18 protein-coding genes are annotated in these 18793 nt (G+C 46.2%); 11 read left to right on the top strand and 7 right to left on the bottom strand.

Annotated elements, in window-relative coordinates:
* Window positions 1–200: 200 nt before the first annotated feature.
* Window positions 201–683 (bottom strand): hypothetical protein, encoded by a 483-nt coding sequence (locus QUB51_RS11500; protein WP_333056520.1) that lies wholly within the window; start codon window positions 681–683, stop codon window positions 201–203.
* Between the two features lie 178 nt (window positions 684–861).
* Between QUB51_RS11500 and QUB51_RS11495 the strand changes: the two genes are divergently transcribed.
* From QUB51_RS11495 to QUB51_RS11475, 5 genes are all read left to right on the top strand, one after another.
* Complete coding sequence (locus QUB51_RS11495; RefSeq protein ID WP_445243049.1) at window positions 862–2043, top strand: RNA-guided endonuclease InsQ/TnpB family protein; 1182 nt, start codon at window positions 862–864, stop codon at window positions 2041–2043.
* Window positions 2044–2170: 127 nt separating this feature from the next.
* On the top strand, window positions 2171–4183 hold the full coding sequence (uvrB, locus tag QUB51_RS11490; protein ID WP_333261482.1) for an excinuclease ABC subunit UvrB: 2013 nt from the start codon (window positions 2171–2173) through the stop codon (window positions 4181–4183).
* Window positions 4184–4199: 16 nt separating this feature from the next.
* Window positions 4200–4433, top strand: coding sequence for a DUF433 domain-containing protein (locus QUB51_RS11485; RefSeq protein ID WP_424405108.1), 234 nt, complete (start codon window positions 4200–4202; stop codon window positions 4431–4433).
* Window positions 4430–4792: a DUF5615 family PIN-like protein gene (locus tag QUB51_RS11480; RefSeq protein WP_333141537.1), complete on the top strand. Its 363-nt coding sequence runs from the start codon at window positions 4430–4432 to the stop codon at window positions 4790–4792. The genes QUB51_RS11485 and QUB51_RS11480 overlap by 4 nt, the downstream gene beginning before the upstream one ends.
* A 56-nt stretch (window positions 4793–4848) precedes the next feature.
* On the top strand, window positions 4849–5109 hold the full coding sequence (locus tag QUB51_RS11475) for a DUF4926 domain-containing protein (protein WP_333056517.1): 261 nt from the start codon (window positions 4849–4851) through the stop codon (window positions 5107–5109).
* 208 nt (window positions 5110–5317) lie between these two features.
* On the opposite strand, the gene QUB51_RS11470 is transcribed toward QUB51_RS11475, so the two are convergent.
* From QUB51_RS11470 to QUB51_RS11450, 5 genes are all read right to left on the bottom strand, one after another.
* Entirely contained in the window at window positions 5318–5686 is a 369-nt protein-coding gene (locus tag QUB51_RS11470) for a type II toxin-antitoxin system PemK/MazF family toxin (RefSeq protein ID WP_333209181.1), read from the bottom strand.
* A gap of 8 nt (window positions 5687–5694) precedes the next feature.
* A complete protein-coding gene (locus tag QUB51_RS11465; RefSeq protein WP_333261478.1) occupies window positions 5695–6096 on the bottom strand; it encodes a hypothetical protein in 402 nt (133 codons plus the stop codon).
* 90 nt (window positions 6097–6186) lie between these two features.
* Entirely contained in the window at window positions 6187–6534 is a 348-nt protein-coding gene (locus QUB51_RS11460) for a hypothetical protein (protein ID WP_333261474.1), read from the bottom strand.
* 587 nt (window positions 6535–7121) lie between these two features.
* Complete coding sequence (locus QUB51_RS11455; protein WP_333261471.1) at window positions 7122–7319, bottom strand: hypothetical protein; 198 nt, start codon at window positions 7317–7319, stop codon at window positions 7122–7124.
* 196 nt (window positions 7320–7515) lie between these two features.
* Window positions 7516–8553, bottom strand: a complete 1038-nt coding sequence (locus tag QUB51_RS11450) for an NADP(H)-dependent aldo-keto reductase (protein WP_333261468.1) — start codon at window positions 8551–8553, stop codon at window positions 7516–7518.
* 187 nt (window positions 8554–8740) lie between these two features.
* Between QUB51_RS11450 and QUB51_RS11445 the strand changes: the two genes are divergently transcribed.
* The 5 genes from QUB51_RS11445 to QUB51_RS11425 all read left to right on the top strand — a co-directional run bounded on the left by QUB51_RS11445 (window position 8741) and on the right by QUB51_RS11425 (window position 15940).
* The gene (locus QUB51_RS11445; RefSeq protein ID WP_333261465.1) at window positions 8741–9880 is read left to right on the top strand and encodes a DegT/DnrJ/EryC1/StrS family aminotransferase; all 1140 of its coding nucleotides are present in this window, start codon (window positions 8741–8743) and stop codon (window positions 9878–9880) included.
* A gap of 289 nt (window positions 9881–10169) precedes the next feature.
* Entirely contained in the window at window positions 10170–11045 is an 876-nt protein-coding gene (gene crtB, locus QUB51_RS11440; RefSeq protein ID WP_333056500.1) for a cyanoexosortase B, read from the top strand.
* Complete coding sequence (locus QUB51_RS11435; RefSeq protein WP_333056499.1) at window positions 11045–11761, top strand: cyanoexosortase B system-associated protein; 717 nt, start codon at window positions 11045–11047, stop codon at window positions 11759–11761. The genes crtB and QUB51_RS11435 overlap by 1 nt, the downstream gene beginning before the upstream one ends.
* A 131-nt stretch (window positions 11762–11892) precedes the next feature.
* Window positions 11893–13470, top strand: a complete 1578-nt coding sequence (locus QUB51_RS11430) for a polysaccharide biosynthesis/export family protein (protein ID WP_333233570.1) — start codon at window positions 11893–11895, stop codon at window positions 13468–13470.
* Between the two features lie 187 nt (window positions 13471–13657).
* On the top strand, window positions 13658–15940 hold the full coding sequence (locus QUB51_RS11425; protein WP_333209192.1) for an AAA family ATPase: 2283 nt from the start codon (window positions 13658–13660) through the stop codon (window positions 15938–15940).
* Window positions 15941–16553: 613 nt separating this feature from the next.
* On the opposite strand, the gene QUB51_RS11420 is transcribed toward QUB51_RS11425, so the two are convergent.
* Window positions 16554–16844: a hypothetical protein gene (locus QUB51_RS11420; RefSeq protein ID WP_333056496.1), complete on the bottom strand. Its 291-nt coding sequence runs from the start codon at window positions 16842–16844 to the stop codon at window positions 16554–16556.
* A gap of 433 nt (window positions 16845–17277) precedes the next feature.
* Between QUB51_RS11420 and lpdA the strand changes: the two genes are divergently transcribed.
* Window positions 17278–18714: a dihydrolipoyl dehydrogenase gene (gene lpdA, locus QUB51_RS11415; RefSeq protein ID WP_333056495.1), complete on the top strand. Its 1437-nt coding sequence runs from the start codon at window positions 17278–17280 to the stop codon at window positions 18712–18714.
* Window positions 18715–18793 lie beyond the last annotated feature (79 nt).

Genomic DNA, 18793 nt, shown 5'->3' with positions numbered 1-18793 from the left:
TCATCTGAGGGCGACGCACCCTACAGATTAGCATTTCACTTCAAGAGAAAACCGCTATACATCCCTCTCGATTACCAATTACCAGACGTACTTCATTAAACCCAGAAGTGCTATGGTTATTGCTTATTAGTAGCAGGTAACCAATAAGAAATAACAACAGTCAACTGACAACTGACAACGGTCAACTAACAATTGACTAATTAATCTAAGAAGCCCATTAATGTCGAGCTATCGTCAATTTCGTTTGAGGCAATAGGGCGGTTTCCTCCCATTGTGGAGTAAACTTCATCAATGTGAAGAGTGCTGATTGCAATAGGGCGAGCACCGGACATACTGAACATTTCACTGACTTGCATGGCGCTGGAACCGATCGGGCGATTGCCGAGTGTAGCAACCACTTCAAAGTCGCTGGATTCGATCGGGCGATTGCCTACAATGCCGTAGGTTTCGCTGATATGCAGGGTGCTAGTGCCGATCGGGCGGTTCCCCGATATCGAGACGGTCTCGCTGATGGTAAAATCGTCGGGGCCGACGGGGCGGTTGTCATGCATGAGTTGCGGCCGATAAAGTTGAATTCCTGTTGCTTTGGCATCCGTGGGTTCTGTCGGTTGGCTTTTGGAACTGCCTTTGCCGCGGCGGGCGAGTGCTTTGCCTTTGCCTGTACCTGTGCTCCTCGTATCCATAATTCTTTTCCTCGCTTATTACTGTTGATTGCTGGGTTCGGACAACTGCTTTTGTGGGCTTTCTGCTTTCTATTTGGGCCGATGATTAAAATAATATTACCAAAAACTTGGGTTTAAAGCCCCGTCCTTATAGGACGGCTTTGTGTTAGACTTTTAACGTAGCGAGTTCTCACGTAAAATGTTCGTTTTAGAATTCAAGGCTAAAGGCAAACCAAATCAGTACGCAGCAATAGACGAGGCAATCAGAACTGCTCAATTCGTTCGGAACAAGTGCATCCGATTTTGGATAGACAACCGAGGAGTAGGGCAAAAAGACTTGTATCGGCACATCACTGCGCTCAGAGAAGAGTTTGCCTTTGTCAAAGATTTGAATTCTAGTGCTTGCCAAGCTTCTGTGGAAAGGGCTTATTCTGCGATTGCTCGGTTTTACGACAACTGCAAGAAAGCCGTTCCCGGAAAGAAATGCTATCCGACTTTCAAGAAAAACAGTCGGTCTGTTGAGTACAAAGTCAGCGGTTGGAAACTTTCAGAAACTCGGAAGCAAATCACATTCACTGACAAAAAGGGAATTGGCAAGCTCAAACTAAAAGGGACGTGGGATCTTAACTTCTACCAAATCGATCAGATCAAGCGAGTTCGCTTAATATGTCGCGCTGACGGCTACTACGTTCAGTTGGCAATCAGTGCTGATCACAATGTAGATACAACGCCAGCAGGTAAAACAGTTGGATTGGACGTGGGCTTGAAAGAGTTTTATACAGACTCCGACGGTCACACTGAACCAAATCCCAAGTTTTACCGAACAAGCGAGAAACGGTTGAAGTTTCGACAGCGACGTGTCTCTCGCACAAAGAAAGGCTCTGCCAACCGAAAGAAAGCAATTAATCGATTAGGGCGAGCACACCTCAAAATAAGTAGGCAACGTGAAGAACACGCTAAGAGACTGGCGCGTTACGTAATCCAATCTAACGATTTGGTCGCCTACGAAGATTTGAGGATTAAGAATCTTGCAAAGAATCACTGTCTGGCTAAATCGATTAACGATGCTGGTTGGTATCAATTCAGGAAGTGGTTGGAATATTTTGGCGTAAAGTTTGGCAGGGTAACGGTTGCTGTCAATCCTGCTTATACTTCGCAAAAATGTTCTAACTGCGGTGCAATCGTCAAAAAATCCCTATCCGTAAGAACCCACGTTTGTGAATGTGGATTTGTTATGGATAGGGATTGGAACGCCGCGATTAACATTCTGAAATTAGCCTTGAGTACGGTAGGGCATACCGGAACTTGGGTCAAAGACCCGAACGCTTTGGGAGATTCGACCTCTACTTTGGCTGGAGAAATCCAGTCGCAAGCAAGTTGAGTCTGTGAACAAAGAATCCCCTCGCCTTGATAGCTGGGGAGTGTCAAAAAGTCTAACTATTTTCTTAGAGAAATTGCAGAATATCTGCATTTTTGTTAAGATTTATGGGTAATAGCTACATTTTCCTATGGTAACTGCGGCAGCATCTTTTCAATTGCAAGCGCCCTTCCAGCCCACAGGCGACCAACCGCTAGCGATCGCCCAACTCGTCAAAGGCATCGAAGCCGGGGATCGATTTCAAACCTTACTCGGTGCCACAGGTACGGGCAAAACCTTCTCCATTGCCTCGGTGATTGAAAAAGTCGGCAGACCCACCTTAGTCCTAGCACACAACAAAACCCTGGCAGCTCAACTGTGCAACGAACTGCGAAATTTTTTCCCGAACAATGCAGTCGAATACTTTGTCAGTTATTACGACTACTACCAACCTGAAGCATACATCGCCGTCACCGATACTTTCATTGAGAAAACAGCCGCAATTAATGACGAGATCGATATGTTGCGGCACTCAGCTACGCGATCGCTCTTTGAACGCCGCGACGTAATTGTAGTTGCTTCAATTAGCTGCATCTACGGTTTAGGAATGCCCGCAGAATACCTGAAAGCGGCTATTCCTTTGCGAGTAGGAATGGAAGTCAACCAGCGGCAAGTTTTGCGTGATTTAGTCAACGTCCAATACAGCCGCAACGATATAGATTTAGGCAGAGGCAAATTTCGCGTCAAAGGCGATGTTTTGGAAATTGGCCCCGCTTACGAAGATAGAATTATTCGCGTTGAATTCTTCGGGGATGAAATCGATGCCATTCGCTACGTTGACCCGGTAACAGGTAAAATTCTGCAAAGTTCAACGGCTTTAAATATCTATCCAGCGCGCCACTTTGTCACAGCAGAAGATAAATTAGAGGCAGCTTGCCAAGGAATAGAACTCGAATTAGAAGACCGACTGGCAGAATTTGAAAAACAGGGTAAACTATTAGAAGCTCAGCGGTTGGAACAGCGCACGCGATACGATTTGGAAATGCTGCGCGAGGTAGGTTACTGCAACGGAGTCGAGAATTATTCGCGACATTTGGCAGGAAGAAATGCGGGGGAACCGCCAGAATGTTTGATTGATTATTTCCCGAAAGATTGGATGTTGGTGATAGATGAATCTCACGTCACAGTGCCGCAGATTCGGGGGATGTACAACGGCGACCAAGCGCGCAAAAAAGTATTGATCGAACACGGTTTCCGCTTGCCCAGCGCGGCCGATAACCGCCCTTTAAAAGCAGAGGAATTCTGGGCAAAAGAAAATCAGTGCATCTTTGTTTCTGCTACCCCTGGGGATTGGGAAATGGAAATATCGGAAGGCCGAGTTGCAGAGCAAGTAATTCGCCCTACCGGAGTAGTTGATCCGACAATTTTCGTGCGCCCGACGCAAGGACAAATTGATGATTTGTTGGGGGAAGTTAAGGAGAGAGTAAGTCGGGACGAGCGAGTTTTGGTGACGACTTTAACGAAGCGGATGGCGGAAGATTTAACCGAATATTTGCAGGAGAGAGCTATTAAAGTCCGGTATTTGCACTCGGAAATTCAGTCGATTCAACGCATCGAAATTATCCAAGATTTGCAGGATGGTAAGTTTGATGTATTGATTGGGGTTAACTTGCTGCGGGAAGGTTTGGATTTGCCGGAAGTTTCGCTGGTGGTAATTTTGGATGCGGATAAAGAGGGGTTTTTGCGATCGGGACGTTCGTTGATTCAAACGATTGGAAGGGCGGCGCGGCACGTTCAGGGACAGGCTATTTTATACGCGGATAATTTGACTGACAGTATGGTTAAGGCGATCGACGAAACCGATCGACGCCGGGGGATTCAGCTAGCGTACAATAAGATGCACGGGATTACGCCGCAGCCGATCGCGAAAAAGCGATCGAGTAATGCGATTTTGGCATTTTTGGATGTGTCGCGCAAGCTGAATTCTCAGCAGTTGGAGGAGGTTTACGAACAGGTGAACGAGTTATCTTTGGATGAGATTCCTCAGTTAATCGGGCGGTTGGAAGCGCAGATGAAGGCGGCGGCTAAGAAGTTGGAGTTTGAGGAGGCGGGTAAATTGCGCGATCGGATTAAGCATTTGCGGGATAAGCTATTGGGACATTAAGGAAGAGTGGGAGGATATGATGTTCGATCGCATTACCTTCGATCCAAAAATTATGGGAGGAAGAGCTTGCATTCGAGGAATGCGAATTACTGTTTCTTTGGTAGTGAGTTTAGTAGCAAATGGGATGAGTGTAGAGGAAATTTTGGCAGCTTATCCTTATTTGGAAGCTGAGGATATTAAAGCTAGTCTCCAGTATGCGGCATTTTTGACGAACGAGCAAATTCGTCCATTTAGCGGGACTCCAGCATGAAATTCTTGGCAGACATGGGTGTGTCTCCTGTAACGGTGCTTGCACTGCGCCAGCAGGGATATAATGCTGTACACTTAAATGAGCAAGGATTGGAGCGTTTGCCCGATTCTGAGATCCTGGAAAAAGCACGCCAAGAGCAACGAATTGTTTTAACTTTTGACCTGGATTTTGGCGAGCTTTTGGCTATCAGTTCTCAATCTCTTCCAAGTGTAATTATTTTTAGACTGCAAACCACTATTCCAGTGTTTGTTAGTGCTAGATTGCTGGCTGTTTTGTCAGAGTGCGGTGAAGATTTGGAAACAGGTGCGATTGTGACAGTGGAAGATAATCGTTATCGAGTACGGCGACTTCCTATTTAGAGTAGGAAAGTGCGATCGTATTCAGCATTTGTGCAATAAACGGTTGGGAGACAGCAATGAGCAAGTTTAAATTATTCGATGCAGTTAATTTAACCGAAGCAGTCGCCCTCGCTGATGGCGAGATTGCACCGCGAGAAACAGCCGGAGCAATTGTTGAGGTTTTCAAGAATGGTGAAGCTTATTTAGTAGAATTGTTTGGCGGATGGGTGAAAGCGGAAGTTGGCGGGGATTTTGTTCCTGAAACTCAGGATGAACCGGGCGCATTTATAGAAACGATTGGTGTTGAAACAGTTTATCCGCATCAGTTGCAATTATAAGACTTACGCATGAGGTTCAGAAACCGGGTTTTTTACGAAAATACTTCGCTGTAGCCCACAGATTCGCTAAAAACCCGGTTTCTTTGGGCCCAGCAAGTTTGCCGAATTTTTGCAGGAAAAACAGCAAAAAGTGCGTGAAGCGAAGCTATCCCGTAGGGAATCGTATTAAGCATCTGCGCGATAAACGTTTAGGTAATGAAGGGATAATTCAAAAGCCAAACATCGCTTTTAGTCCATTTGCGATCGGCTGATACTCTTCTGCGGTTAAACTGCCAAGATAGCGCAATACTCGCCGGATATCTACAGCGCGTACTTGATCCAGCAATACTATCGAGTCGGCCGTTAGATTTCCCATTCCTGCCTGAAGACTTGGGTATAAAATTGGATTTTGTGCAGTCCAATCTCCTGATTGTCTGGTAATTGGCACAACAATCACAAGCTCAAAACGCATCGTACCTGTGTTGCTTGGCCTCCCCACTACTACAGCAGGGCGTATTCCCTGCTGTTCGTGCAGTGCAGGCGTTTGAGGAGGGAAATCAACCAGTAAAATATCGCGGATGGTGAATCTATTAGCCACGCTTATTGCTATACCCTTTCGTCTTCAAGAATAACAGCACCTACTCCCGGTATATAGCGCACGGGTTGACCAAGTTTCATCGGGTCTACATCTCCCCAATCATAGGGAGGAATTTCATTATCGACGAGGTAAAGTTGACGCCAAGGCGATTTTGCCAATGCTTCCTCGGAAATGTCAGGAAAAAATATTAGCACTTCTCCGATGCCAACGGGAAAACCATTGAGTTTGCTCAAGCCATCTATAATCGCGGCTAAGACGGATAAGTTTAGATGGCTGAGGTTTTCGGCTTTTTCTATCAGTTGGTATACGGTTTCAGGATTGAGTGTTTCGCCCACAGCTTCGACTAAGTTTTCGGGGGTGAAACCTCGACATTTCAAGTATTCGGCTAGTTGTAAGCGAATTGTACTCATGGGTTTAGTTGAGAAAGATTTTAGGGTGAAGTGCGATCGCCCTTTACCATTGTCCTATTTTTTGGATGGGAAGGGCGATCGTACTTTCTATCAGATTCCTAGTCTATCTGCTGCATATTCGCGAGCACGACAGTCTGCGTTTGATGAACCATCGTTATCCCAGTCATTTGGCTGCCAATCACGTTCGCGCCTCAAGTCATCTATTTCTTGTTGCTGTTCAAGGACTTTTTCCTCAAAGGATTGGATAGTTTTATCCTTAGCTTTGATAGTTTCATCCTTTGCTTCGTTTTCCTCAAGCAGACTGCGGTTCCACTCCGCCAAAGCGCGGTTCGACTTCGCCAAAGCGCGGTGTGACTCCGCCAAAACAGAGAGGGTTTTCTTAGTCCGCTGAAGGTTGGTGTACAACGACTCGCATTGTGGAGTATAATTAGGGGACATATATTTCAAAAGTTACGTTGACTTGTGGTGGTCTGAAGTTGAGATGTCAAACCACCGTGAGTTCGCTAGCTAAAGCAAGGCCTCTGTCTGAATCGTTACTTCAGGCGGGCCTTTTCCGTATCAGATATGATTTGCTATTGCAAAAACTACAAGACATTAAAGCGTTGTCTTTCTTACACTTGGGAATGTGAGGAAGTTTTGTTTGAGCTTGTATTTTAAGAATATATGATGTGGGGTTAGTTGTCAAGCGAGCAATAAGACCGTTTGTTTTCTTTATTACGGAGATTTAAACATCCGATTGCCGACATCCGATGCCGCTTTAATCTAATAGGCTTGAATAACCGCATATACGGGGCTATGGGTAAAGTGGATGCCAACTCAACCTCAATTTACCGACATCCGATGCCGCTTTAATCTAATAGGCTTGAATAGTGCAGTCTACCGGGCTATGGGTAAAATGGATGCCACAATTAACCTAAATCTCTATTAAGAATTGAGCGCCGATTGAATCGATCGCGGGCAGACATGGTAATGGGTTTCAGGAATATATAAAAAAGGTAGATCGCCCAAAACCCCACCAAAACAAACTACTTGCTCAATACTACAGCATCGGTAGTGCTAGCAAAAGCCGGACTAATAAACTCATCCTTCTCCTCGGCTGTGATGTAACCCTTATCTACAGCTAGCTGCATCACTTCCTGAAGAAAGCCTCTGAGCACATCTAATACGTGAGTGTGATCGCATTCAAAAACCTTTTCCCAACCTGAAGTTTCAAACTTCCTCAAATAAAACTTACACAGGGGAACTCAGAAACCGGGTTTTTTGAAATAAAACTTCGTTACAGCCCGCAGATGGAGTAAAAAACCCGGTTTCTTTGGCGGAGTGCGTAAGTTCTGTTTATGTAATTTTCGCATATTAAAGTGGTAAGTTGGGCGAAGTGAAACATAGGGTTCGTTACCTCAACCCAACCTACTAATCAACTTACGGTGTCGGATTCGGATACTTAGCGTGTACCGCATTGATTTCCGCTATGATATCCTTATCCAAATTCACATCCAAACTACCGATATTTTCCTGCAACTGTTCGAGACTTGTTGCACCGATAATTGTGCTAGTTACAAACCAGCGCGATCGCACATACGCCAAAGCCATCTGCGCCGGACTTATCCCATGTTTCCCCGCAATCTCAACATACGCTTTTACCGCATCATTCAGATTAGTTTTATCGTAACGCTGACCGAATCCCGCAAATAAAGCCAACCTGGAATTTTCGGGAATTCCATTCAAGTATTTACCCGTTAACAGCCCAAACCCCAAAGGACTGTAAGCCATCAATCCCACATTCTTAAAACGGCAAGTTTCTGCTAAATTTAGGTGAAATGTCCGATTGCTCAAACTGAAAGCATTCTGAATCGAAACAACCTTTGGCAACCCGTGTTTTTCCGCCAACGTGCAAAACTCGCAAACTCCCCAAGGCGTCTCGTTGCTCAAACCTAAATAGCGGATTTTTCCAGCTTTAATTAAGTCAGAAAATACCTCTAACTGTTCCAAAATCGGGACTGTTTCGTGCTCTTGGGCGATGTCGTAATCCGGCGCGCCAAATAAGGGCACATAGCGATCGGGCCAGTGGATCTGATAGAGGTCGATGTAGTCAGTTTGCAAGCGCTTCAGGCTGTCATTCAGGGCTTTTTCGACATTTGGGCGATCGATCTGATTTTTCCCTTCCCGAATCCACTTTAAGCGAGTGCTTCTGCCCGCCACTTTAGTCGCTATAATGACTTTATCCCGCTGCTGCTTCGCCAACCACTCGCCGATATATTCCTCTGTTTTTCCCTGAGTTTCCGCCTTTCCAGGGACAGGATACATTTCCGCCGTATCGATAAAGTTGATTCCTCTATCGATCGCAAAATCGAGCTGTTGGGCCGCTTCCTCAACGGTATTCTGCTGGCCATAAGTCATCGTACCCAAACAGATTTCAGATACTGATAAATCGCTGTCGCCTAGTTTTTTGTATTCCATGAGTTTGATTGCGGGAAAAATATCTGATTCTATATTACAGAAAAACCTTGATTTAATTGAAAGCTCCAGAAAAGTGCGCGAGGCTTTCTCCTCTCTTCCTCTGCGCTCTCTGCGCCCTCTGCGGTTAAAAAAATCAAAGATATCCGAACTTAAATGTTAATATAAATAATTCGTATTCCTCTGATGTATGAGTAGTCGCCCGCCAAAAGTTCCATTTGTCAACCTCTCCCTGCAACACCAACCAATCCAATCTCAAATAACAGAAACAATTGGGAAAATAATCGAGCAAGGAGATTTTATTTTAGGCCAAGCCCTCGCCGAATTTGAAACAGCATTTGCTGCAGCTTCTGGAGTAAAATACGGCGTAGGAGTGGCTTGCGGAACAGATGCGATCGCTCTGGGACTCCAAGCTTGCGGCATTAATCCGGGCGACGAAATTATCATACCCGCTAACACTTTTATCGCCACCGCGATCGCCGTCCTCCAAGCCAAAGCTATACCTATTCTTGTAGATTGCGACCCGGAAACCGCCCTGATTGACCTCACAGCAGCAGCAACAGCAGTTACCTCGAAAACTAAAGCAATTATCCCAGTACACCTCTACGGTCAAATGGTATCGCCCCGGCAGCTTTTAGATTTTGCGAATCGCCACGATTTAATCATATTTGAAGATGCGGCCCAAGCACACTTAGCCGAAAGAGAAGGATACCGCGCGGGTTCCATTGGAAAAGCAGCAGCATTCAGCTTTTATCCCAGCAAAAACCTTGGTTCTTTTGGCGACGGCGGGATGTTAATTACTAACGATGCAGAGCTCGCAGAAAAAATGCGAACTCTCCGCAATTACGGAGCACCCAGCAAATATTTGCACACAGAAATTGGCACCAATAGCCGCCTCGACAATTTGCAAGCCGCCGTGCTCAATGTTAAATTGCCTTACTTAGAAAAATGGAATCGCGATCGCGCCGCCGCCGCCCAACACTACAATAGTCTATTAGAACCCCTGAAACGCAAAGGCATTGTACCCATCGCCAACCACAGCAGCAGCGGTCACATTTATCACCTCTATGTTATCCAAATTACGGAGAAAAGCTCGCTCAACCGCAACACCCTTCAGGAAAAACTCGCCCAACACGGCATTCAAACAGGTATACACTATCCCGTACCTTGTCACCTGCAACCCGCCTACCAAAACTTAGGCAATCCGGGCGACTTCCCCCACGCAGAAACCCTGTGCCAACAAATTTTATCATTGCCAATGTATCCCGGATTGAGCAATACTCAGATCGAGCAAGTTGTTCGGGCGATCGTACTATCATTGAATTGCTAATTGTTCATAAAAGTTATGCGGAACCTGTTTCCAGCAGTAGAGTGCAGTTATAAAAGCATTTAAGTTCCGAATTAACTCACATCAGGCACCCATATCAAAAACCCGTAGGGGCGGGTTCACCAATAGCTTTAAAGGGTGCAGACAGGTTAAATAAACCCGCCCCCACCCTGCGCGAGAGTCCTTTATTGATATTGATGCCTGATGTCGGGAATTAACAAATCTTTAACTCACACTTTAAAACCCCAAAGCGTTGCGAATCCAGCGCGGCAATCTTAAAACTTCTCAAACCATGCAAATCCAGCGCAAAATTCGCATTGTTTTCAAGCGATACCTCCTGGGGGAAGGTATCACGGCGCTCCTAGTGCTGCTGTACGCCCCCTTGCTAGTACACTGGTACGACGGCTGGTTCAACAAAACCATCAGCCTCGAACACGAATATTTCAGCCACGGACTAATTGGTTTACCCTACGCAGCTTATATTGCTTGGATGAACCGAAAGTGCTGGCGCAACTTGCCCAATTCACCGCATCCTTTGGGAGGCTTTTTGCTGGTACTAGCCACGCTTTTTTATCTGAGTCGCTTGAGCGATTTAGTAAATTTATCCCTTCCCATAATGCTGGCCAGCATTTGCTTATCTTTAAAAGGAATTCCCGGCTTAAAATTGCAGGCGATGCCGCTTTTATTCGTATTTCTGGCCTCGCCAAACCACATTCCTTACCTCATAGAACCCTACGCCTTGCCCTTACAGCAATTCATTGCTGAAACATCAGGCTGGATATTAATTAAGGTTGGTATCAACGTGAGAGTGGAAGAAATTTATCTGTACGTGAACGATCGCATTGTAGAAGTTGCTCCACACTGTGCAGGCTTGAAAATGCTGTTTACCAGTCTTTACGTTAGCTTAATTCTGCTGGATTGGACGGGAGTTTGGAACTCGGGCAAAAAAAGTCTTTTGTTTTTAGTGATTACATCCATTATTAGCATCACTTCCAACATTTTTCGCAATACTTTGCTAACTTACTTTCACGGAACCGACAGAGAGGCGCTTTTTACTTGGCTGCACGCCGGATGGGGCGGAGATTTATATTCTGCTTGTATACTAGGGTTATTGGTACTTCTCCTCAACGGAATGGAAAAGTATTTCCCAAGTCAGTCTGGCAATTAATGAAACAGATGATTTCAGCACAGAAACTCCTGCGGCGGTATCAATTATCTAAAATTATGGTACTGGTGTTTTTGCTGGTATTAGTTGGGGCAGTAGCAATTCCCGGCTACGCGACGGGAAGGTGGCCTTGGACAAACCCGCCAACCCTTGCCAACCTCAAGCAATTAAGAAGTGTACGCCAAAACGGGATAAAAATTCCTGGGTGGCAGGTTATAGCCGTTCAGAATAACGTCCAAATTGGCACTCACAGATGGTTAGTTCAAGAAATTAAAAAGGATAAAACAATTGCCATTTTATTGCTGTTGCCTCAAAATTACCCCAAAAACCAGCCCCAAGTAGAATGGCTAGATATCGATGGATTTCACCGATGGCAAACCGATTCTCATCGCACTTTGAGGTTTACAGTTAAATTAGCACCAATACCCGGCCAGCCACCGCCTACTGTCGAGGCGAGGTTTTTCCGAAGCTGGACTCGCCAACAAACTTTTGCTGTCGTGCAGTGGTACGCTTGGCCTAACGGGGGTTCTCCAACAACCAGTCGCTGGTTTTGGGAAGACAGCATTGCTAGACTCTCGAACCGCCGCGCCTCTTGGGTTGCTATCAGTATCATCCTTCCCATTCAACCCCAGGGCGACATTAAGATAGCTCAACCATTGCTGGAATCTCTTGCCGAAAGTGTCCAGGCTAAATTAATTACAGAAACTTTTCGGTTTTAGTAAGCAGGTAGGTGCAAATAAATCAGCCTAGGGCGTGGGCGAGTTTTGCCAAAATCTACTGCTTCCTAGTCAATATTCTAGTTCAACCCGCACGAAAATATCTTATTGTTTTTTGTCGTCGCTATATTTAGATGAAACTTACAAATCAGGTCATTATTCAAAATATTACTTTTTTAAATCCTCTGAAAATGCGGCAAAAATCCACTATTAAAAATCGCCTCGCTTTTTACTTGGCAGGCCTGCATTCCACTGTTTGGACTCTATCTTTTGCTGCTGTATTCTGGGGTTTTAATAGCAAAAATTTTTCGGAAACGGCTTTAGCTCAATCTGTTGTTCCCAGAGACGAGCGACTCGTGGCGCCACCGCCACCGCCTGTACCGCCACCGCCGCCTGCCAATTTCAACCGGGATATTAACCCAGCTTTTCGGAATCGGCCCTACCGCCTGGGGCCGGGAGACCAGATTTCTGTTCAAGTTCAGCGCTTCCCTGAGCTAGGTTTTACAGGTGCAATCAGCCCTGAAGGGGTAATTGTACTGCCGCTAATCGGAACAGTAAATGTGCGCGGTCTTACTGTCGAAGAATCACAGCAGCGCCTCCGGGAGCGCTTTGGTCAATTTATCAAAAATCCTCAAGTCTCGGCTGCTTTGCTGGTTCAGCGCCCCGTAGTGGTGACGGTGACGGGGGAAGTTGCCAGACCGGGTTTTTATCCGCTGCAAACTCCCCAGCTTCCTGCGGCTTTGGCGGCGGCTGCTGGGACTAATCCTACGGCGGAACTGCGAGGGGTGCGGGTGCGGCGGACTCTGCCTTCCGGTGCTGTGGCGGAGCAAGTTGTTGATATTTTGACACCGTTGCAAACTGGTATTGCTCCACCGGATTTGCGTTTGGAAGATGGAGATGCGATCGTCGTACCGTATAAACAGGTTACGCCCGATCGCAACTCCGATCGAGATTTAGCATCCAGGTACAGCCTCGCTGCTGCTGCTGTCCCCGTCCAAATCACTGTCACCGGAGAAGTCAGCAAACCGGGTTTTTACACGCTTCCTGCGGGTTCTGGTCGAATTTCGGCTGCTTTGGCGATTGCGGGGGGAGTCACGGGAAAAGCCGATTTGCGGGAGGTGCGAGTGCGGCGGACGCTGATGGACGGCTCCTCGGTGGAGGAACCAATCGACCTCTACACTCCCCTAGCAAACGGTAACGATTTGTTCGATTTTCCTTTGGCATCGGGAGATGTGATTGTCATCCCGGAATTGGACGCTAGTACCAAAAACCTAGACTACGATAAAGCTCTGGTTTCGCGGTCTACTTTGATTAAGCCCAGGATCTACGTTCGAGTTTTGAGTTACGCTAGTGGTGGTTTGACCTCGTTCTATGTTGAAAATGGCAGTCGGTTTTTGGATGCTCTCAACAACTTGCCTGTTAATCTTGCTGACTTGCGAAAAATAGCCCTGATTCGGTTCGACGAAAAGCAAGGTAGAGCAATCAACCGTTCGATAGATGCTAAAGCTGCTTTGGAGGGCAATGTTTCTCAGAACCCGATGCTCGAAGATAATGATGTGATTGTGATTGGTAGGAATTTGGTAGAGCGCATTGGTTATGTAATCAATACTTTTACTCGACCATTCCGGGATACTTTGGGATTTATTCTGTTCTTTGAGCAGTTGAGAAATGGGGTAACAGATTTGTTTGGCCCATCACGTAATGAGAGGTAGTCATACCATTTTAGATTTAAGATTTAAGATTTAAGATTTAAGATGGAGAATGACTTAGGCGATATGGGTTTTAATCACCGACCGAAAGTTCTAAGGTTTTTGGGGGATTTGTAGAATTAGTCCGCAATCATTAGTTATCGTTAACACTTAGCAATCTAAAATCTAAAATCTAAAATCTAAAATCGTCATGACTTTATCAGTTGTTAAACGTTATTTAATTGCTTTCGACCAATACAAGTGGGTGGGACTGGCTACTCTCGCGGTGACTGTGGGGGTGTCGGGGGTAGTTGCCATGCAGCCAAAGCCTGCGCCAGTTTACGTTGCAATAGGTACGCTTGCTTACGACAGACCGAGCGTGATTTTTTCATCTACTACTACTAAAATCCAACAGGAAGGACAAGAAATAACTAAAGATATGCTGCTGGATACAAGGGTGGTTGAACCAGCAGCGAAAAAACTCATCAAACCCGAAGGAAAATTAAACAAAGAAGAAGCGGAAAAAGTAGAAGCTTTGGCTAAAAAGCTGGGAAAAGATGTGCAGATAAAAATGCCCAGTAAGAATAATGACCCCAGCGCTTTGATTCAAGTATTGTATAAAAATGCCGATCGCAAAAAAGCAGAAGCGGTAGTAAAGACGCTGATGTACGAAATGGTGGAACACAGCAAAAGTATTAATACTTCTAGACTGCGTGAGACGATCGCCCAAATTAACAAGCGTTTGCCGACAGTAACTCAGGAACTCAGAGAGACGGAAGCAAAACTTGAAGCCTACGAAAAACGAGAAGGAACTTCAATTTTAGCAGCTCAGAGCGGTGCACTGCCGCAAGCGATTACCAGCAGCCAACAGCAGCAGCGGCAACTCCGCGTGCAGTTGGGAGGAATTGAAGCTCAAATTAACAGTTTGCAGGATCGCTTGGGATTGAATGTGGAGCAAGCTTACGTCGCTCAAGCACTCTCTGCCGATCCAATTATTGCCCAACTGCGAGTGCAATTGTTTTCGATCGAATCTCAGCTCAAAATTCTCCGCAGCGACTTGCAGGAGGAACACCCGAAAATTGTGGAATTGCTTAAACAAAAACTTGCTTTTGAGCAGCAGTTGCAGCAGCGGCAGTCTGAGGTACTAGGCGGTAACGGGGTGGCGGCTCCGCTCAGAAGTGCCGATCGAATTCGGGTAGACTCTTCTTTAGATCCGGCTAGACAGCAGTTAGCTCAAACTTTGATTGCTTTGCAAACGCAGCGGGATACGGTGCAACAGCAACTCCAAGGAATCGAGAAAACTGAACAAGAATTGCGTCGGGAACACGCGACAATCCCCAACAAGCAGTTAGAACAAGCGCGGTTAGCCCAGCAAGTGGCGTTCAAAAAAGCTCTCTACGACAAGATGCAGTCGGCTTTGGTAGATGCTGAGGCGGCGGTAGCTGAGACAACGGGGAGTTTGAGAATCGCCCAATTGCCGCAAACTGATGACGTTGAGTCAAACAAGAGAGGTTTGCCCGTGATGCTGGCGGTGGGCGGCTTTGTGGGATTGCTGTTGGGCGGGGGGTTGATATTTTTGTTGGGGATGCTCAACGGCAAGTTTTACAGTTGGGAAGAAGTGCGGGCGGCTTTGGTGGAAAAAGAGGTGCCGATACTGGCAGTTTTGCCTGAAGTGACGGTGTTTGATTCCTACGGTGATGAAATAATGCCGCTCGCCTTGGAGGCAAATTCTCCCTATTTGGAGTTTTACGAGCGGTTGCGTACTAATTTGCGCCGGATCGGGAACAAACCGGTGAAGGTGGTGTTGCTGACTTCGGCGGCGCCTTTGGAGGGGAAAAGTTTTAGTGCTTACAATTTGGCAATTGCATCGGCTCGATCGGGTAAACGGACTTTGCTAATTGAAGCAGATTTGCGATCGGCTTCTAACGTTGAATCTTTGAAAATTGCTGCTGATCCTCTGGCGACTGTGGAACCTTTGCACTATTACGGCAATATTAGCGAGTGCGTCCTTTTGGTTCCAGAGGTAGAGAACCTATACGTTGTGCCGAGTCCCGGCTTTTTGCGGCAAGCCTCCGCCGTACTAGAATCCAGCGAAATGCGGAGATTGTTTGAGGATGTTCGCAACCGCTTTGATTTTGTGGTTGTGGATTCTCCGGCTTTGAGCGAGTGCAACGACGCGCTGACGCTGGAACCGTACACGGATGGTATGATTTTGGTGGCGCGGCCTGGTTACACTTTGTCTAGTATGTTGTCTGAGGCTGCAGATCAGTTGCTGGAATCTGAGGATGACGAGTCGCATAAATCTGGGCCGCGGCTGTTGGGAGCGATTATTAACGGTGCTGATATTCCGGTGAAGTTCCGCAATGATCTTGATATTGATGAATGGGAGTTGCCTGTGAGTGCGATCGGCGATCGGGCGATCGAAGTGCGATCGAGGCAATTACCGCAGCACTCAAAGCCTAAAAATAAGGCTATTAATAGTAAATTTAGATAATTTATCAGGCTTGATTATTGTAAAGCCATCCTCAAGCAAATGTGAATGTTTTGTAGGTGCAACCTAAGCAGGTTAAGCCGAAAGCACCGTTAACAGCCAGTCGATTTTAGATTTGGAATTGATATAAATTCCGGTGGCATTTGGAATGATTAAACCGCAGAGGACACAGAGAACACAGAGTCAGAGAACAGAGAGATGAATCATTTCTATTCTATGAGATTTGAGATTTGAGATTTGAGATTGATATCAATTCTGGTTGCTTTGGAATGATTAAACCGCAGAGGACACAGAGATCACAGAGTCAGAGAGCAGAGAGATGAATGATTCCTATGCTGCCGAATTTGACATTAAAAATTGACTCCACAGATTCATCTGGGATCGTGAACATTAATCTAAAATTTTTCGCTTGTCAACAGTCAACAGTCAATCGATTTTAGATTTTAGATTTTAGATTTTAGATTTTAGATTGACTTGCGCGAGATAAATGCTCTTTCTTGAGGATTTTAGATTTGAGATTTTGGATTGATTCCACGGATCAATCACGTGGCGGGTACCACCTTTGAAATTCGCTTGTCAACAGTCAACAGTCATTACTTGAAAATGTGTCATCGTCCTATTGATTGGATTCCGGGCGTTTGGAGTGTTTACTCTGGATAAACTGTTCCAAATCGGCGATCGCATCTTCAAAATCCGACAAATTAATTTTCGCAGGTCTAGTCTTCTTCGGCAAACTCGAAGACTGACTCGAAGGTTTAGCCGGAGGCGGTGGAGATTTCGGTTGTGCAGCTTGCGTGCTGTTCGATTCTATAGAATCGAACAATTCATCCAGGGACTCAAAAAATGATTGAGCCGAGGCCCGGCGTAAATCTTTCTGGTCGTCGTCATCCGTCATAAGCCACTCCATAGGGTCTAAAATTTGCCAACAAACTCTGTCCGCCCCGGCGCGTGCAGATATTAGACATGAAAACCGACTAAAACAAGCAGGAGGACAGAATTTAACCGGGCGATGGGAATGCCTGTGGCTGAACTTGCTGCCCCATATAAAACCTGCTGCGGGCATTGTCAGCCTTCAAACTATATTTAACTCTACACCCGCTTACTGAGTGATTTGAGACTTGGTGCAGACCCAGCTCAAAATCATTGACCCTGAAAAAATCTCAGTTAGGGCTCTTTCGTTGTCTAATTAACCCTAGTCTAGTCGAGAATAAGGAGACAGGACTTATGCAACTATTACCGCTGTTCAAGGGTTGCGATGGCAACGCGCCACCCCGAAAGGACGGAAATACGGTGTTTTTTGCTTGAGTCCTAAGATTTCAAAGGCATTAGGAGATTTTAAGGTGACTCAGGGATTTGATTACGATTTAGCAATTATCGGCGCTGGCGTGGGCGGACACGGGGCTGCCATACACGCGGTTAGCTGCGGGCTGAAAGTGGCAATTATCGAAGCAGGGGACATGGGGGGGACTTGCGTCAACCGGGGCTGCATTCCCTCGAAGGCGCTGTTGGCGGCTTCCGGGCGGGTGCGAGATTTGCGGAATGCCCACCACCTAAAGACTTTGGGTATTCAATTGGGCAGTGTGGATTTCGATCGCGGGGCGATCGCCAATCACGCTAATACTATTGTTAGCAAACTTCGTGGCGACTTGACTAACAGCCTCAAACGTTTGAACGTCGATGTCATCCAAGGTTGGGGCAAAATTGCCAGTGCTCAAAAAATTACCGTCGAAACCGATAAAGGCGAGAAAACTATTACCGCCAAGGATATTATTCTCGCTCCCGGTTCGGTTCCCTTCGTCCCCCCTGGGATAGAAATTGATGGCAAAACTGTATTTACCAGCGATGATGCTGTCAGGTTGGAATCGCTACCGAAGTGGATTGCAATTATTGGTAGCGGCTATATCGGTTTGGAGTTTTCGGATATTTACACGGCCCTGGGCTGCGAAATTACGATGATTGAAGCTTTAGACCAATTGATGCCGACTTTTGACCCGGATATTGCTAAGTTGGCAGAACGAGTGTTAATTGCACCCCGCGATATTGAAACAAAAGTGGGTGTTTTGGCGAAGAAGATTACTCCTGGTTCGCCGGTAATTATTGAATTAGCTGATTTCAAAACTAAGGAAGTTGTCGAAGTTTTGGAAGTTGATGCTTGTTTGGTAGCAACTGGTCGGGTTCCTGTGAGTAAGAATTTGGGGTTAGAAACTGTTGGCGTGGAAACGATGCGCGGTTATATCCCAGTTAACGATAAGATGCAGGTTTTGGCGGCGGGAGAACCGGTGCAAAATTTGTGGGCGATCGGCGATGTTAATGGCAAGATGATGTTAGCGCATTCTGCGTCTGCTCAGGGAATTGCTGCAGTGGAAAATATTTGCGATCGTGCCCGCGAAGTTGACTATTTGAGTATCCCGGCGGCGGCGTTTACTCACCCGGAAATTAGCTATGTGGGGATGACTGAACCTGCGGCGAAGGAGTTAGGAAAAACTGAAGGGTTTGAGGTCGGTTCTGTCAAGAGTTATTTTAAGGGAAATTCTAAGGCTATTGCGGAGGGTGAAACTGACGGTATGGCTAAGGTGATTTACCGGAAAGATACTGGGGAGTTGTTGGGAGTTCACATTTTCGGTTTGCACGCTGCGGATTTGATTCAGGAGGCGGCAAATGCGATCGCCCAGCGCGATTCTGTTAATACTTTAGCATTCCGAGTTCACACTCACCCGACGCTTTCGGAAGTGCTTGATGAGGCGTTTAAACGGGCGGCTGGAGCGGGTAGTCATTAATTTGTAGGGGCAGTTTTATTGTTTTAAATCCCCGGCTTCTTGAAGAAGTCGGGGATTTAAGTATTCTGTTTTAGGGCGG

It is taken from the genome of Microcoleus sp. AT8-A3, assembly GCF_036705675.1.
GTDB lineage: Bacteria > Cyanobacteriota > Cyanobacteriia > Cyanobacteriales > Microcoleaceae > Microcoleus.
Note: the sequence above shows the minus strand (reverse complement) of the source record. Positions and strands in the feature narration are given on the sequence as shown.

Bases quoted from the DNA above. Each gene is read 5' to 3' on its own strand.
- QUB51_RS11500 (WP_333056520.1), bottom strand. From the start codon at position 683: ATGGATACGAGGAGCACAGGTACAGGCAAAGGCAAAGCACTCGCCCGC.
- QUB51_RS11495 (WP_445243049.1), top strand. From the start codon at position 862: ATGTTCGTTTTAGAATTCAAGGCTAAAGGCAAACCAAATCAGTACGCA.
- uvrB (WP_333261482.1), top strand. From the start codon at position 2,171: ATGGTAACTGCGGCAGCATCTTTTCAATTGCAAGCGCCCTTCCAGCCC.
- QUB51_RS11485 (WP_424405108.1), top strand. From the start codon at position 4,200: ATGATGTTCGATCGCATTACCTTCGATCCAAAAATTATGGGAGGAAGA.
- QUB51_RS11480 (WP_333141537.1), top strand. From the start codon at position 4,430: ATGAAATTCTTGGCAGACATGGGTGTGTCTCCTGTAACGGTGCTTGCA.
- QUB51_RS11475 (WP_333056517.1), top strand. From the start codon at position 4,849: ATGAGCAAGTTTAAATTATTCGATGCAGTTAATTTAACCGAAGCAGTC.
- QUB51_RS11465 (WP_333261478.1), bottom strand. From the start codon at position 6,096: ATGAGTACAATTCGCTTACAACTAGCCGAATACTTGAAATGTCGAGGT.
- QUB51_RS11460 (WP_333261474.1), bottom strand. From the start codon at position 6,534: ATGTCCCCTAATTATACTCCACAATGCGAGTCGTTGTACACCAACCTT.
- QUB51_RS11450 (WP_333261468.1), bottom strand. From the start codon at position 8,553: ATGGAATACAAAAAACTAGGCGACAGCGATTTATCAGTATCTGAAATC.
- QUB51_RS11445 (WP_333261465.1), top strand. From the start codon at position 8,741: ATGAGTAGTCGCCCGCCAAAAGTTCCATTTGTCAACCTCTCCCTGCAA.
- crtB (WP_333056500.1), top strand. From the start codon at position 10,170: ATGCAAATCCAGCGCAAAATTCGCATTGTTTTCAAGCGATACCTCCTG.
- QUB51_RS11435 (WP_333056499.1), top strand. From the start codon at position 11,045: ATGAAACAGATGATTTCAGCACAGAAACTCCTGCGGCGGTATCAATTA.
- QUB51_RS11430 (WP_333233570.1), top strand. From the start codon at position 11,893: ATGAAACTTACAAATCAGGTCATTATTCAAAATATTACTTTTTTAAAT.
- QUB51_RS11425 (WP_333209192.1), top strand. From the start codon at position 13,658: ATGACTTTATCAGTTGTTAAACGTTATTTAATTGCTTTCGACCAATAC.
- QUB51_RS11420 (WP_333056496.1), bottom strand. From the start codon at position 16,844: ATGGAGTGGCTTATGACGGATGACGACGACCAGAAAGATTTACGCCGG.